We start from the raw sequence: 14,314 nt of genomic DNA on the forward strand, positions 1-14,314 counted from the left end.
TGGTCAATCCCGCGGACATCGCCGCGGAGTATCCAGGTTGAACGACCACGTCGACGACGACGGGCCTGCCGGATTGGACGACCTTGACGGCCTCGGCGAGCACGCCGGGTAGCTCGGACACCGAGGTGATCGGCCCGAACCCCTCCACCCCCTGCGCACGCGCCAGCTGCGCGAGGTCGGGTGCGGGGTCGTCGATGCGTTGGCCGATCCACTTGCGTTGGACGTCTCGGTCACGCACGACCGCGACCCTTTCTTGATGCACTTCGTCGTTGTAGTACGACCGATTGTTCGAGACGACAGCGAGGAAGGGTATGTCGTCGTGGGCGGCGGTCCACAATGCTTGCACACCCATGAGGTAGTCGCCGTCCCCGAGGACCGCCACCGGGATGCGATCCGTGTCCCGCAATGCCAGTGCGGCACCGATCACCATACCGGGACCAGAACCGATACCTCCGCCCCCATCGTAGCCAAGGAAATCCAGTGGATGACCGAAGTCCCAGTCGTCGCCGTTCCACCCCAGCGGCAACCGTACCAACGTCGTCTTCGTTCCCGCGAGGGCGCCGCGCAACGTGACAGCTATATCCGGCAACATAATCGGGGCATCAGAAAGGTTGATGCTATCCGATTCCCTCTTCGTAACAACAAAGTCGAATCCCTCGTCGGTTGCCGGAACACAATCGAACTCGCGCAATAGCTGGTCGACAGCCGTGTCGGGGTCTGTTGGTAGCCAGACATCGACAGTCGGGCGGGCTTGGCCGTCTTTGCTCCAACCGTTGAAGAGGTGCTGATCGAGCGACGCGTTGACGAGGCTGCGGGTGTCCTCGGTCGGCGCCTGTTTCAGCGTTCCGGCGGGGTCAATCCAATCGAGAGTCAGTACGCAGTCGGAGGTAGCGAGGACCCGCTGCGCTTCACCGCCGAGAAAGAATCCGGGACCGGGTACGTGTGCCGGGTGTGCGGTGGGGAACGTGGAGCCAGCTTTGAGGTCGGTGACGACTCGTGCACCGAGTTTCTCGGCGAGCTGGATCCGGCGGCGCCAACCGACCTCGGTGCGGTTAACGCGTCCGATCAGGATGACGGGCCGCTCGGCGGCCTGCAGCAGTGCCGCTGCCCGCTCCACCGATGCCGGCGATGCGACCGAAATATCCGTCGGTGGGGTCGCCTCCACGACTGGGAGAGACACATCACGGTCGAGTGGTTCTTCCTGGACCGCGGCGTCGAGGCAGACGTACGTCGGACCGGTCGGCGCGGTGCGTGCGATGTCCCAAGCGCGGGCTAGGGATTCGACGGTCGCCTCTACCGACAGCGGCTGATCGTCCCATTTTATAAAGGGCCGCACCAGAGCTGCTTGGTCTGACGAGGTGTGGATCCAGTCGATCCAGGGACGCCGCCGGTGCGCGTCGACCGGCCCCGTCGCTCCGATGAGATAGACAGGGACTCGATCGCACCAGGCGTTGTAGATCGCCATGCTGGCGTGCATCAGGCCGACATTGCTGTGCAGGGCGACAGCGAGCGGGGTTCCGGTGACTTTGGCCCAGCCGTGTGCGAGCGCCACCGCGTGTTCCTCATGTAGACACATCAGCATTTTCGGCTGCTCGCCGCCGAGGTGGTTGACGAGACTGTCGTGGAGGCCGCGGAAGCTGGCACCGGGATTGAGCGCAATGTACGGAATGCCTGTGCTGCGCAGAAAGTCTGCAACAACGTCACTGCCGTACTGCGGCGTGGAGGTCACTTCGGTCACGACAGCACCACCGTGGTCGCCTTGGTCTCCGAGTAGGAGATGAGTTCCTCAACGGATTCTTCTCGTCCGACGCCAGATGACTTGACTCCGCCGAACGGCAGGCCCCAATAGTGGCGGCTGGCGCCGTTGATGAGGACATAGCCCGCGTCGAGGGCCTGCGCCATCCGGTGGGCGCGGGTGACGTCCGTGGTCCAGATCGCGCCGGTCAGCCCGTACTCGACTGAGTTGGCGATGGTGATGGCTTCGTCTTCGTCGCGGAAGGTGATGATCGACAGGACCGGACCAAAGATTTCATTCGTCGCGACGTCGCTGTCCCAGGGGACATCGGCGAGCACTGTGGGCGATAGGAACCAGCCGCCGTCGCCGATAGTCGTCGGCCGAGACCCGCCGGCAACTATGTGGGCTCCGCTAGAGACACCGGATGCGATGGCATCCAGTGACTTCTCATATTGCATCTGCGAGATCAAAGGGCCCATTTGTGCGGCAGGGTCCAGCGGGTGTCCAACGACAATGCCGGCGACGATGTCGGCGACCGCGGCGGTGAGCTCGTCTGCAATGGATTCGTGGACGAGCAATCGGCTTGTCGAACCGCAGGACTGCCCGGCAGTCCAGGTGAAGTTCATTCCGGTGACGGCGGCCTGCGCCGCCCGCGAGAGATCCGCATCCGGCATCACGATCATGGCGTTCTTGCCGCCGAGCTCGAGAGAGATGTTCTTGACCGCCACCGACGCTGCTTCCTGCTGGATCAGTCGACCGGTTTCGGGGGAACCGATGAAACCGATCCGTCGCACTTCGGGGTGGCGGACCAAAGCCCTTCCTGCACCAGACCCCCGACCGCTGATGGTGATGCACAGATTGGGAGGAAGAACCGTCGCCGCCAGCTCGGCCATTCGCAGAGCGGACAGCGGCGCTTGATCTGGTGCCTTGAGAATCACGGCATTGCCTGCGACCAGGGGTGCGGCCACCTTGGATGCGGAGAAGAAGAATGGGTGATTGAACGCCCCGATGCGGGCAACGACGCCGTACGGCTGCTGCGTGGTGAAGTGCAGGTTGTTGCTGACCGGGATGGTCCGTCCGCCCAGTTCGAGGGCGGCATCACAGAACAGATCGAGCAGTTCCACTGCCGCGTCCACGTCGATGCGCATCATGTGCAACGGAAAACCGGCGTCGATCGCGTCGAGGAGTGCGAGCTCTTCCCGGTGTTCTCGCAGCACCTGGCCGAACTCGCGCACTTTGGCGGCGCGCTGGCGGGGAGGCAATGCACCCCACTCCCGCTGCGCCACAATGGCTGCGCGGACCAATTCGTCGACTTCGGCGTCCGAGCAGTCCGGCACCTCGGTCAGCTTGTTTCCTGTCGAAGGATCCTCGATCGGATATGTCGCCGACGCTGGCATCGGCGCTCCGTTACGCAGTACCGCCCACGAACGGTGGGCGGCTGAGATGTCGATCGTATCGGTCATCGGGTTCCTTGTCTGTGGTGCGGTGTGGGGTCGGAGAGCCGCGCAATCAGTGGGATTTCTCAGAACGTGCGACCTCGTACCGCCACGCCGCTCCGGTATTGAACTGCCGACCGAGGTCGGGGAGGTGGGCCCAGTCTCCGTCGTCGATCTCACGTAATGTTCCGCCGGCGGAGACGATCTGCAATGACATTCGCGCGAGCTCACTGGCGCTGACCGCTTGCAGCACTGCTTGCTGGACAGTGTTGGCTGCCGAGGTGATGCCGTGTCCGCGGCAGATGACGACGGGCCGGCCGCTCATCGCTTCGGCCATCTCCTTCGCGAGCTGCGGTGTGCGGATCAGCACTGCTCGCGGGTAGACGGGGACACCGCCGCGGGCCAGATGCGCGCCGGGGATGTCGTAGGCCCCGTAGATCGGCCGCAAGGTGATGCCGGCGAGGTCCGCGGCGACCACGGCCGGCGGGTGCAGATGCGCCACGGCGAGGTTGTCGGGAGAGACCAGCATCGTCGCGGTATGTACTGGGAGTTCGTTGGGCACCGAGTATCCGTCGAGTTCCCCCGGCCGTCCGGGTGAGCCGTCGAATCGGATCAGCCGGATGTCGGAAGGCCTGGTGAACGCCACACCGGCGTCGTCTGCGCTACGACACCGGATCAGCAGATGCTCGTCGTCGACCCGGAAGCTGATATGCCCCAGTATTCCGTCCACGAGACCGCGGGATGCGGCCACGCGGCACGCCTGTGCGACGACAGTGCGTGCGTCGTCGATTGTGGGGTCGTTCACGAACCGGCCTCCAGGAGGGTGTTGGGTCGGGCCAGCCGATTGAGCTGCTCGGTGAAACCGTCGAACGTGACGCCCGTGGCCAATGCGCGGCGGGCGGCGATGAGGGCTTTCGGCCAGTTCACGGTGACCAGTCCGGCCAGCTGCATGTGGTCGGTGGCGTAGGCGATGGCGAACTGATCTGGCTTGGTTGGATGGTCGACGACAGTGTGCATCCGAGATCCGGCGACACCCACGATCTGAATCTTCCAGTCGTACTGGTCGCTCCAGACGTACTCGATAGGCGTGTGTTCGCGTGGATCGGTGGGGTGGACGATGTTGTGTGCTACGACTGATGCCTGGTCGACAGCATTGGTCCAGTGTTCGAGCCGCGTCAGTTCGTTGCGGCGGGCGTTGTCGAAGCGTGCGATGTCGCCGATGGCGTAGATGTTGCCGTGGCCGCGGGCCCTGCTGTGCCGATCGCAGACGACCCCGTTGTCGACGTCCAGGCCGGAGGACGCCAACCATTCGTCGTTGGGTACGGCACCGATTCCGACGACGACGACGGTCGCATCGAGTGTGCTGCGGTCGGTCAATTGGATGCGGAATGCTCCGAGTTCGCCCGAGATCGATTCGACACCGACGCCGAAACGGGTATCCACACCATTGCGGGTGTGCAAGTCGATGAATCGTTGCCCCATGTTCGCACCGAGGACCCGGGACATAGGGACGGGGTTGGGGTCGATCAGGGTCACGTCGAGGCCCATCTTGCGGGCCGTCGCGGCGGTCTCCGCTCCGATGAACCCCGCGCCGATGATGGCGAGATGGCCGCCGCGTTCCAGGTGCTGGCGTAGCGCGGTCGCGTCAGCGAGCGAGCGGACGACGTGCACCCCGAGCGGCTCGCCCCAGGGCGAAGGTCGTGCGTTGGCACCGGTGGCGATGACCAGGTTGTCGTAGCGGATCGTCGATCCGTCCTCCAACGCGATGGTCGAACCTGCCGGATCGAGATCGCTTGCCGCACTACCGAGAACGAGTTCGATGTCAAGGGCCGACGCTCCGTCGGCATCGAGCAGGCGGATCTCGCCGGCGGCGATGTCGCCGGAGAGCAGTGCCTTCGACAGCGGCGGCTTATCGTAAGGCAACTCGGGTTCGTCGCCGATCAGAACGATGCGTCCACCGTAACCGGTGTTTCGTAAGGCCTGCGCGGTCCGGACGCCGCCGATCGACGCGCCCACGATTACTGTCGTGTGTGCGGTCATTCGTCGACCAGCCACAGTGCCGAAACGGGGCATGATCGGGCTGCGGTCTCCACGCGTGCGCGTTCGGAGTCCGGGACTTCCGCCCGGATCACCTCGACGACGCCGTCGTCGTTGATGTCGAAATAGTCGTCAGCACCGACAACACAGTTGGCATACCCTTGGCACGCCGCCAGGTTTACTTGCACCACGGCCATCGGGACTCCTCTCATGGAAGAAATAGTTAACCCGGTAGTGCTGGGCTAGTGGGGGTTCGGTTTGGGCGCACCGATTCCGAAACCACCGTCTGGATGCGTGGCACCGCCTGTGATGCCGCGTGAACGATCGGAGGCGAAGAAGACGAAGCTCCACGCATGGTCGATACCGGAGAGTGCAACATTGAGCGGCGTCCGTGCCGCAAGCTGGCGGGCCCGGTCGGGATTGTCATCGAGCCGGTCGGCCGTCGATCCCAGACTGTCGAGCCCGCGCAGGTCGGTATTGAGCGTGCCGCCCGGAGCGACGCCATTGACTCTGATTCTTGGCGCCAACTCGTAGGCGAGAGTGGTCACCAGCCCTCGAACAGCGAATTTGGACGACACGTAGAGCACTCCACCGCGGCCGGGGTAGAACGACGACGCGGACTCGGCCAACACGATGGACGCGCCGGCGTGCTTTTCGAGTTCGGGCAGCGCGGCTTTGACCGACTGCAGATGACTCAGGACGTTGGTGGTGTACATCTCCGAGAAGGCGTCCACGAGTTTGTCGGTGGGGATATCACGAATGCCTTTGTAGAAATCGAAGATCCCCACGCAGTTCACCAGTGTGTCCACACCACCAAATTCCTCCGCGGTCGCCGTCACGGCCGAGACGTTGTCCGCGAACACCGTCGCGTCGCCCTCGACGACCACGACGCCGGGCAGATCGATGCGCAACTTCTCGCACTTGGCGGTGTCGCGTTCGAGCACGCCGACTTGCGCGCCCTCGTCGAGGTAGGCATCGACTACGGCACGACCGATCCCGGATCCTGCGCCGACGATCAACGCACGCTTGCCCTCCAGCCAACCGGTCACGGCTCTTCCTCCTCAGGAATCAACGGCGCGAACATGTTTCCCACCATCGCCGCGAACGTCTTCTCGTTCTGCCACGTCAACGACTCGAGTTCCAACGGGTCGACAGACACCCACTGCCCGGACTTCGCAGACTGAATCAGCAGGCGGACACCATTGCGGGTCTCCACCTTCCGGACCATGACCTCAGCGAACTCGTTGGCGATCACCAGCGGTTTTGCCGTCGATGCCGCAAGTAGCGTCTCGAGTTCGGCGGCCGCGCGGCGTGCCGACTCGGCGTCCTTGTCCTGGCCTTCCCACTTCAGGGTCATAGGAACACCGCCAGGTTCTGCATGCGCATCACCGATTCGTCGACCGAAATGGTCCGGCGCGCAAGTTTCCATGCGCCGTCGACTCGGCGCAGCAGGTCCTCGCGACCACAGGAGACCAACGCCGAGTCGTTGACGTCACCGCGACTGCGGAACAGCAGCTCGGCGCTGTCGACGATAAGGTGTTCACCGTCGCCGTCAGCGACGAAGGTACGGACATTGGTAACGAAGTGACGCAACCGGGAGGGCGGATCCTCGGTCCACGCGTGCTCTGTGGCGAACCGCGCGACGCGACGACTGAGGGAGTAGTAGTTCTCGTCGAAGTGCGCCATACCCGGGGAGGTGTCGAAGCCAGCGCCGAGTGCCGTGGTCACCTTGACGGGCATGACGTAGTGGACGTCGGCCGTCAGAGTTTCCAACCACTCCTCGTAACGTTGACTATCGAACAAATATGCTTCCTCGACGAGGAACTGGTGCGCATCGAGGTGCCGTTCGTCGGCGAACCGCAGCGGTCCCCCGACCCGGGTGTTGCGGGGCGCGTGATCACCGAGTACGGCCTGTTCGGAGTAGGTCGAGCCGCTTCCGGCGCGACTGTAGCCCGTGGTTTGAGGTGCGGTGGTCATACCGTCACCGTCCCGTTCGTGTGTGAGGCGCAGTGACCGTTGGTCTGTGCCAGTGGGCGAATGCCTTCCGGGTTGTCCGTACCGACCGCGGTCGGACTCGCCGTCAGGGGCGGCTTCTCGAGGTAGTCGGCCCACAGGGACAACAGTTCACGCTGGTTGTGTTCGTTGTAACCGACCTGCGCGAAGCCAGGGCCGTGGAATTCGTCGCCGGTGAGCTGGGGGACGACGGGTGCGCCATCCTCGAGCAGTCCCATGCGACTGTTGAGCGTCAGACGGCGCGCCATGGACCCGGCGGCGGTGTTGGTCAAGGAGACCCAGTTTTCCACGTCGTCTTGCTCGAACATTCCAGTGGATCCGAAGCACATCAGGTACGCCTTGTAGGAGTTCTTCTTGTACTCCTCCGGTGCGCTCGCATCGACTGCGAACCAGGACAGCACCTCGGTCTCGTTCTCACTGATCGGCTGCCACATGCGAATCGAGATGAAGGGCAGGACGTCATCGCCGTCTTCGACCTTCGGCCAGTTGTGCACGAAGCTGAGATTTGGGAACACCGAGGCGGCGGAGATCATGAATCCGTCCTCGCCGATGACTTGTTGCTGCTGATCTGTCCAGGTCGCCTTGGCGCGCTCGATCATCTCATCGGTGTAGCCGACGTACCGCATTCGTTCGTCGAATGAGCCGTCGGGCAACTTGTAGGTGGTGCCACCGCCCTTGCCTGCCCAGTAGGTTGCACCGTCCTTGCGCTTTTCGGCCTTCGGCTCGCGGAACAGCCCGATCTCCACCACAGAGGTGTGGGTCTGTGGTGTGTGGTACATGTCGCCGGCGAAGTTCTCCGCTCCGATCTTCCAATTCGCCTTCACCCGCCACCGCTGAGGCCCCCGAACCTCGAGGCCGTCTGCGCTCTGCTTCGTGTAGTAGTCGAGGTAGAACGTGAAGTCACCGAGATAGTCCTCGAGCGATTCGGCGTCGGGATCCATGTTGATGAAGATCATGCCGTTGTAGCTGGCCAAATTTGGTGCCGGAAGAAGGGTTTGCCCCTTCTTCCTGAAACCGGCCTCGCCGCCGTACGCATCGGAATGGAAGGGCAGTCCAATGATCCGTCCGTCATTGCGGTAGGACCAGCCGTGGTAGGGGCACCGAAAATTCGAGGCGTTACCCATCTCGGCCCGGCAGACCTGCATACCCCGGTGCAGGCACATGTTGAACATGGCCCGGATCTCACCCTTCGAATCCCGGGTGATGATGAAGGAGTCCTCCAACACGCGGCGAACTACATAGTCGCCCGGACTGGGGATCTCCGACTCGTGCGCGACGAACAACCAGGCGCGACTGAAGATCGTCGCCTTTTCCTTCTCGAAGATCTTCCGATCGTTGTAGATGTGCGCGGGGATCATGCCCTGCCGCACCTCGTCGAGCACTCGACCATCAGTGGTCATCGATTAGCTCCCATGATTCGTCCCATCAGGGTTCGGCGTACATAGTTTGATGCTTTCTGTATACCAGAGTGACCCTCTTCTAGATAGAGGGCATGGAAGGAGGTTCGCGCAGAGGGTAGGGCTCCACAAGCGTCTTTGCAGGTCAATGGCCTATGAAACCGGGCGCGTAAGGGACAATCTGAGGTATCCTCTCTGCTATGCAGACATCGGACGTCGCTCAGACGCAAGTAGGAGTCCTGCCGCAATACCCGATCGAGTCGGTAGACAATGCGCTGAGGCTGCTGTTGCTCCTCGGTGAACGATCAGAAATCCGTATGACGGAGGCGAGCAAGTACCTCGGAGTGGCGTCATCGACTGCACACCGACTGCTTGCGATGCTGCAGTATCGGGGTTTCATCCGTCAGGATCCGGCATCCAAGGTCTATCTGCCCGGTCCCGCTCTGACCGGTGTGGCATTCGCTGTTCTGGGCAGACTCGACATCCCCACCACCGCGGCACCAGTCCTTCGCCGTCTCAGCGAAGAACTCCGTGAGACAGTGCACGTCGGCGTGCTCGACGGTCGGTCCGTCCGATTCGTCGCCGCGTTGGAAAGCCCGGCCGCAGTCCGAGTTGCGTCACGTCTCGGGCGAGTTATGCCTGCCCATTGCACATCGACCGGGAAGGCGATGCTCGCAATGTTGAGTGCGACCGAGTTGCACTCGCTGTACCCCGACGAACGACTGGAGCAGGTGACCCAATGGTCAATCGACAGTCGCAGCGAACTCGAAAACCAACTGGACCGCATTAGGAAGGACGGTTACGCAGTCAATCGTGAAGAATCCGAAGAGGGCGTAGCATCAGTCGCCGTTGCAGTCCCGACATCGGCACCCGGAATGAGGTTGGCACTCAATGCCTCAGCTCCGAAGCACCAGCTGCCGCCCGGCAAGGTGAAGGGCATCGCACGAGTGCTGACAAGCGCAGCGGAAGAACTGGGACAATCTTTGCTCTAATGTTGTGCGCCACACGCCGCTGCCCGTCCCAAATTGACGGCAATTGCGTTCTGCGCCCGGCTCGATCGCGCCTACACCGCCGTCGTCAGCCTACCGATACCCATGTGCGCATCGGGTTCCGGCGCTCTAGTAACGCCAGACCATCCCCATATGGCCATATCGATATTCTTGGGCACTTAAGCGTCGAGCGTGCCTCGAACGGCACCTGGTCGGCAAGGTGTCGCTTGCAGGGTGATGGGACCACCTCGTTGCCACGTGCATGGGACCACCCGAAGGTGTCATCGAGCATCGACCTCGCCCTCTGAGCTGTCAGTGGCACCACGCCCGGGGCGGGTGTGTTGGTGGTAGGACGGTCCCTCGATGACGAGGGTGTGCGCCGAGGAGGTGAGCAGGTCGAGCGCCGACTGCGCGAGCAGGGCGTCGGTGGTCATCGACAGCCACTCAACTGGACGGCTCCCTGCTCGAGCTGACGATCGTCGCCTTGCGGCGATGGCGGTCGACTACAAGTTCGTAGAAGTCGTGGGTCTCGGTCGCGTCCAGGGGCCGCAACGCGAAATCGTCGAGTAATCCCGATGTGGAGATTGCTCGACTTAGAGCGTGTCTCATGTGGATGAAGTGATGTGTGGGACATAATGTGACGCGTGGTAGATGAGTTGTCACTGAGGCTGGTGCCGGATGCCTTGTGGGAGATGGTCGAACCGCTGATTCCGCGTTTTGTCGCCCGGCCGCAGGGAGGTGGCAGTGCGCCGGCCGATGACCGGGCGGTGTTCACTGCGATCGTGTACGTGCTCACCAGCGGATGTGCGTGGCGGCATCTGCCGCCCTCCTTCGGGGTGACGGTGCCGACCGCGCATCGACGGTTCAGTGCCTGGGTGCGGGATGGGGTGTTCGAGAAACTCCATCGCGAAGTGCTCGACCGGCTCGGGAGCGCGGGCGAACTCGACTGGACGGCAGCGATCCTGGATGCGGCAAGCGTCCGGGCCAAAAGGGGGGCTCTCTGACCGGACCCAGCCCGGTCGACCGCGGCAAGAAGGGATCGAAGATCCACGTCCTGTCCGAAACGAATGGAATACCACTCGTCGTGGGTGTGACCGGGGCGAACACCCACGACAGCACGATGCTGCAACCATTGGTGGCCGCGATTCCGGCAACGAAGTCCAGGCGCGGACCACGCCGGCGCAAACCGGGAAAGCTTCGCGGCGACAAGGGCTACGACTACGACATTCACCGACGGTGGCTGCGCGAACGAGGCATCGTCCCGAGGATCGCCCGCCGCGGCATCGAGCGAAACGATCGCCTCGGCCGGTACCGGTGGAAGATCGAACGCACCATCGCCTGGCTCACCGGCTACCGGCGCATGACCATCCGCTACGAACGCTACGGCGAACACTTCGCCGGCTTCCTCCACCTCGCCGCCGCACTCACCTGCTTCAAGAAACTTCCCACATGAGACACCCTCTTAGTGGTTGGATTCGTTACTGTAATTCGTCGGGGGCATGCCGCTTGCCGTGTTCGGTCGAGTCGTTCGAGGTGTCGGTGTAGGTCCGCGGCAGTGGAGCGCCACTTGAACGCCACCGCGGTGGCGTTGTACCGGTCCTCGAAGACGAGCACGCGCCGTTCGACGGCATGAGGTCTTCGAAATCGTTGGGCGAGGGCACCTTGCGTTGAATAGTCGAGAAGTAGATCTCTACCTGGTTCAGCCCTGAGGCGTGCTTCGGGGTATGGACCATCACCGCGTTCGGATACCTCGCGGCCAACCGATCGATCGCGGCCCGCCCACGATGCGAGGCCCCGTTGTCGATAATCCAAAAAAACCGGGCGGCCGCCGGCTCGTGACCTGATCGTCCAGCGCGGTGAACGGGGCGATGCCCGTCGTGGTTTCACGCCGGCCGAACGCCTTCGCCCGGTGCATGTCGTAGGCCGCCAGATACGCCAACGCCCCACCACGGCGATAGTCGTGATTGACACGCATCGGCCGTCCCGTGCCGGCCGGCTGTGTGGGATGGCAGCGCCGGCGGGCCGGGTACGAATATCGCTCTCGCAGGGGCCAATGCAAGATGTAAGCCACGGCAGCGAGCACACACCATGACCACCTCTAGTCAAGGATCAGGCCTGGGAGTGTGCTACGGCGAGGGCCCACTGACGGTCGAGCGTCCGACGCGCAAGGTCTTGGCGATGGCGGGGGACACTGCTGCCGTGCGCGAATAGCGAGCGGGCGAACTAGGTGCGCTCGGCGGTCATCGCGCGGGGGCCGCCGCCGTGAACGACCCCAGTGGGCTGCGGCGTCGAGTCCATTTCGGATCCGCTCGCTGCGCAGGCGTCGTTCCATGTGGGTGAGTGCGGCGATGGTTGTCGAACGGCGAGCGTCCGTCGCCGCGGGTGGTGTCGATGTTCTCTTGGAGTGAACGAAGTCCGATGCCGCTTTCGCCGAGTTGGTGGATCGTGTTGACGACGGCCGGCATGGGCGGTCGAGTCGGTCGAGAACGACGACGAGGACGTCACCGTGGCGGGAGGGACTCAGGGCAGTTGCGGAGTTCAGGATGCGCTGTCGGTGCACAAGTGTGGTGGGCGGTGAACACGTGAGTAGTGCCGATTGCGCGGAGGGAGCGGTCCCGCGGCGTGTGGTTCGCGCACGGAGGTGCGGGCGTAGCCGATGACGGTCACGGTCGCTTCTCCCTTTGATCGCCGGTTCGTCCGCCGGCGCGGGTTGGAGCGTCTCACTCCAGATCGGACGGTTCCCGGATTCCATTGGTGGCTTCCTCCCTGTGGATCCAAGAGCGTAGGAGCCTGTCGGTCAGCGCAGGGGTGACGTCGTCGACTTGTCAGATTTCTACGGCCCAGGGAAGTGAATGGGGCGAGAACGTGTATTTCGTTGTTGTGGAGCCCTGTTCACGGGATCCGGTGCTGGTCTCAGGCACCCGCGCCCCTTTGCGATTGCGGGTCAGTGCGCGGTAGCGCGCATGGAATTGATTTTCGCTTAGCCCGAACTGCGCGAGAATCTCCGATGCGGGAGGGCCACCGAATGGTTCCCATCGTCGATAGAACTCGATAAGGGCTAGGTTGTACTTGTCCATCTGGAGTGACCCTCTCGTTGTAAAGAAGCGGTTCCGACGAGTGCGGAGATTTCGGCGCTTGTCCGCCTATCGGTGATGAATTTGGTCTACTCCCTGGAAATCCTTCTGGCGGTGTGCCACTCGGCGTGGTGCGGTCCGGCCGGGGCAAGGGCGATTTCTGGCATGGCCGACGCTGTCCGCCCGCAGAACGCAGGGCTGCGTTGCACCGGGATCGCCTGACCGAAGGCCTCGGTCCTGACCGACATCGTCCGGTCGTGCTGGTTCACCGATAAGTCGACGTCCATCGTGAGAACCCCACTGCCATCGCAGAAATCCACTGTTATCAATCGGATTGAGCGGTCATCGGTAAAATCGAAACACAGGTTCTGCCACGCACACGGGCTTGTCGACCGCGGTGCAGTGCACTGTTGCTCGGAGCGCGATTTGGACGCCGCCGGCAATGTCCTCCACGGAGTCGATCTGGGCGGACAAGCGGACCTTGGATCCGACGGGCACGGGTGCTGGGAACCGGACCTTGTTCAGGCCGTAGTTCACGGCCATCGAGGCCTGCCGGACGGTGAGGACCTGCAGGAACATGGCACTGAGCAACGACAGGGTGAGGTAGCCGTGGGCGATGGGCCCGCCGTAGGGGCTTTCGGCGTTGGCGCGTGCGACGTCCACGTGGATCCATTGATCGTCGTCGGTGGCGTCGGCGAAGGTGTTCACCCGGTCCTGGGTGATGTCGAACCACTCACTGCATTGGAGTTGGTGTCCGAGAAGGCCATGGAGTCCGTCGACGTCCTCGACTGTGGTGGGCATGATTACCTGCTCTCGGAGAGTGAAGAGATCGGCGGATGGTAACGGGGTCGACGGAACGATCAGGTGATGGTGACGCCGCCGTCGACCGCGAGAGTCTGTCCGGTGACGTAACCCGCGGCATCCGAAGCCAGCCAGACGAGGGTCGCGGCAAGTTCCGCCGGCTCACCCGTCCGCCCGAGAACCATCCGGGACGCCAGACCGTCGAGGTAGCCGTCGTGATACTGGTCGGTCATCTCGGAGGCGAAGAAGCCCGGGGCGATCGCGTTGACGCGAATTCCCTTGCGTGAACCCCATTGTTGGGCGAGGTCCCGGGTCAGACCGACGATGCCGGCCTTGCTGGCACTGTATGCGGCCTGGGGCAGACCGGCAGTCGTGAGTCCGAGGATGCTGGAAATGTTGACGATGGAGCTGCCCGGTTGCATCACCCTGCCACACGCCTGGGCGGCCCAGTACGAGCCGGCCAGGTTGATGTCGATGACCGACCGGAACTGATCGGGGGTCTCGCGGGTGGCCGGGAAGGCAGTCGCGATTCCGGCGTTGTTGACGAGAACATCGACGCGGCCGAACTCCGCCATCGCCGCGTCGACCATCGCCGTGCATTGATCCGGGTCGGCGATGTCCGTTGCCACAGCGAGAGCGCGGCGTCCGCTGGCCCGAACCATCGCGGCCGTGTCATACAGCTTGTCGACGCGCCTGGCCGCGAGCACGACGTCCGCGCCGGCCTCGGCGAAGGCCTTGGCGAACGCGACGCCGAGGCCGGACGACGCGCCGGTGACGATGGCGACACGGCCGTCGAGACGGAATTTGTCGAGCACACTCATGCGCAATGTCT

Annotated in this window: 15 protein-coding genes; 2 read left to right on the top strand and 13 right to left on the bottom strand. The window is 63.4% G+C overall.

Going from position 1 to position 14,314, the window contains the following annotated elements; genetic code table 11:
- The 9 genes from CA951_RS42205 to CA951_RS42245 form a co-directional block, all read right to left on the bottom strand.
- A partial coding sequence (locus CA951_RS42205) for a thiamine pyrophosphate-binding protein (RefSeq protein ID WP_087562479.1) occupies window positions 1-1,738 on the bottom strand: 1,738 nt, incomplete at its 3' end.
- Complete coding sequence (locus CA951_RS42210; protein ID WP_179220533.1) at window positions 1,735-3,198, bottom strand: aldehyde dehydrogenase family protein; 1,464 nt, start codon at window positions 3,196-3,198, stop codon at window positions 1,735-1,737. The genes CA951_RS42205 and CA951_RS42210, both read right to left, overlap by 4 nt.
- 46 nt (window positions 3,199-3,244) lie before the next feature.
- A complete protein-coding gene (locus CA951_RS42215) occupies window positions 3,245-3,976 on the bottom strand; it encodes a class II aldolase/adducin family protein (protein WP_087562480.1) in 732 nt (243 codons plus the stop codon).
- A complete protein-coding gene (locus CA951_RS42220) occupies window positions 3,973-5,211 on the bottom strand; it encodes an NAD(P)/FAD-dependent oxidoreductase (protein ID WP_087562481.1) in 1,239 nt (412 codons plus the stop codon). Before CA951_RS42220 ends, CA951_RS42215 begins: the two co-directional genes overlap by 4 nt.
- A complete protein-coding gene (locus CA951_RS42225; protein ID WP_087562482.1) occupies window positions 5,208-5,405 on the bottom strand; it encodes a ferredoxin in 198 nt (65 codons plus the stop codon). The genes CA951_RS42220 and CA951_RS42225 overlap by 4 nt, the downstream gene beginning before the upstream one ends.
- 45 nt (window positions 5,406-5,450) lie before the next feature.
- Window positions 5,451-6,257, bottom strand: a complete 807-nt coding sequence (gene hcaB / locus CA951_RS42230) for a 3-(cis-5,6-dihydroxycyclohexa-1,3-dien-1-yl)propanoate dehydrogenase (RefSeq protein WP_087562483.1) — start codon at window positions 6,255-6,257, stop codon at window positions 5,451-5,453.
- The gene (locus tag CA951_RS42235) at window positions 6,254-6,565 is read right to left on the bottom strand and encodes a hypothetical protein (RefSeq protein WP_087562484.1); all 312 of its coding nucleotides are present in this window, start codon (window positions 6,563-6,565) and stop codon (window positions 6,254-6,256) included. Before CA951_RS42235 ends, hcaB begins: the two co-directional genes overlap by 4 nt.
- Window positions 6,562-7,185, bottom strand: a complete 624-nt coding sequence (locus CA951_RS42240; protein ID WP_087562485.1) for a 3-phenylpropionate/cinnamic acid dioxygenase subunit beta — start codon at window positions 7,183-7,185, stop codon at window positions 6,562-6,564. The genes CA951_RS42235 and CA951_RS42240 overlap by 4 nt, the downstream gene beginning before the upstream one ends.
- Entirely contained in the window at window positions 7,182-8,621 is a 1,440-nt protein-coding gene (locus CA951_RS42245) for an aromatic ring-hydroxylating dioxygenase subunit alpha (protein WP_087562486.1), read from the bottom strand. Before CA951_RS42245 ends, CA951_RS42240 begins: the two co-directional genes overlap by 4 nt.
- Window positions 8,622-8,818: 197 nt before the next feature.
- Between CA951_RS42245 and CA951_RS42250 the strand changes: the two genes are divergently transcribed.
- Window positions 8,819-9,610 carry an IclR family transcriptional regulator gene (locus CA951_RS42250; RefSeq protein WP_087562487.1) on the top strand — a complete coding sequence of 264 codons (792 nt, stop codon included), beginning with the start codon at window positions 8,819-8,821 and terminating at the stop codon, window positions 9,608-9,610.
- Between the two features lie 278 nt (window positions 9,611-9,888).
- Here the strand turns inward: CA951_RS42250 and CA951_RS45330 are convergent, their stop codons facing one another.
- A complete protein-coding gene (locus CA951_RS45330; RefSeq protein ID WP_256974324.1) occupies window positions 9,889-10,041 on the bottom strand; it encodes a hypothetical protein in 153 nt (50 codons plus the stop codon).
- 258 nt (window positions 10,042-10,299) lie between these two features.
- Between CA951_RS45330 and CA951_RS42260 the strand changes: the two genes are divergently transcribed.
- Window positions 10,300-11,060, top strand: a protein-coding gene (locus CA951_RS42260) for an IS5 family transposase (RefSeq protein ID WP_218780578.1) whose coding sequence is annotated in 2 segments (ribosomal slippage) — window positions 10,300-10,599 and window positions 10,602-11,060 — 759 coding nt in all. Because the reading frame shifts where the segments join, the coding sequence is not laid out codon by codon here.
- Between the two features lie 1,372 nt (window positions 11,061-12,432).
- Here CA951_RS42260 and CA951_RS43225 read toward each other — a convergent pair.
- The 3 genes from CA951_RS43225 to CA951_RS42280 form a co-directional block, all read right to left on the bottom strand.
- Window positions 12,433-12,684, bottom strand: a complete 252-nt coding sequence (locus CA951_RS43225) for a hypothetical protein (protein ID WP_143543231.1) — start codon at window positions 12,682-12,684, stop codon at window positions 12,433-12,435.
- A 339-nt stretch (window positions 12,685-13,023) separates the two neighbouring features.
- Window positions 13,024-13,482, bottom strand: a complete 459-nt coding sequence (locus tag CA951_RS42275) for a MaoC family dehydratase (RefSeq protein ID WP_087562490.1) — start codon at window positions 13,480-13,482, stop codon at window positions 13,024-13,026.
- 59 nt (window positions 13,483-13,541) lie between these two features.
- Window positions 13,542-14,303: an SDR family NAD(P)-dependent oxidoreductase gene (locus CA951_RS42280; protein ID WP_087562491.1), complete on the bottom strand. Its 762-nt coding sequence runs from the start codon at window positions 14,301-14,303 to the stop codon at window positions 13,542-13,544.
- Window positions 14,304-14,314: the final 11 nt, after the last annotated feature.

The organism is Rhodococcus sp. NCIMB 12038 (genome assembly GCF_002165735.1).
GTDB lineage: Bacteria > Actinomycetota > Actinomycetes > Mycobacteriales > Mycobacteriaceae > Rhodococcus_F.

Excerpts from the sequence above, each read along its gene's own strand:
- CA951_RS42280 (WP_087562491.1), bottom strand. The coding sequence starts at position 14,303 with ATGAGTGTGCTCGACAAATTCCGTCTCGACGGCCGTGTCGCCATCGTC.
- CA951_RS42250 (WP_087562487.1), top strand. The coding sequence starts at position 8,819 with ATGCAGACATCGGACGTCGCTCAGACGCAAGTAGGAGTCCTGCCGCAA.
- CA951_RS42210 (WP_179220533.1), bottom strand. The coding sequence starts at position 3,198 with ATGACCGATACGATCGACATCTCAGCCGCCCACCGTTCGTGGGCGGTA.
- CA951_RS45330 (WP_256974324.1), bottom strand. The coding sequence starts at position 10,041 with ATGACCACCGACGCCCTGCTCGCGCAGTCGGCGCTCGACCTGCTCACC.
- CA951_RS42220 (WP_087562481.1), bottom strand. The coding sequence starts at position 5,211 with ATGACCGCACACACGACAGTAATCGTGGGCGCGTCGATCGGCGGCGTC.
- CA951_RS42245 (WP_087562486.1), bottom strand. The coding sequence starts at position 8,621 with ATGACCACTGATGGTCGAGTGCTCGACGAGGTGCGGCAGGGCATGATC.
- CA951_RS42240 (WP_087562485.1), bottom strand. The coding sequence starts at position 7,185 with ATGACCACCGCACCTCAAACCACGGGCTACAGTCGCGCCGGAAGCGGC.
- CA951_RS42235 (WP_087562484.1), bottom strand. The coding sequence starts at position 6,565 with ATGACCCTGAAGTGGGAAGGCCAGGACAAGGACGCCGAGTCGGCACGC.
- CA951_RS42225 (WP_087562482.1), bottom strand. The coding sequence starts at position 5,405 with ATGGCCGTGGTGCAAGTAAACCTGGCGGCGTGCCAAGGGTATGCCAAC.
- CA951_RS43225 (WP_143543231.1), bottom strand. The coding sequence starts at position 12,684 with ATGGACAAGTACAACCTAGCCCTTATCGAGTTCTATCGACGATGGGAA.
- CA951_RS42275 (WP_087562490.1), bottom strand. The coding sequence starts at position 13,482 with ATGCCCACCACAGTCGAGGACGTCGACGGACTCCATGGCCTTCTCGGA.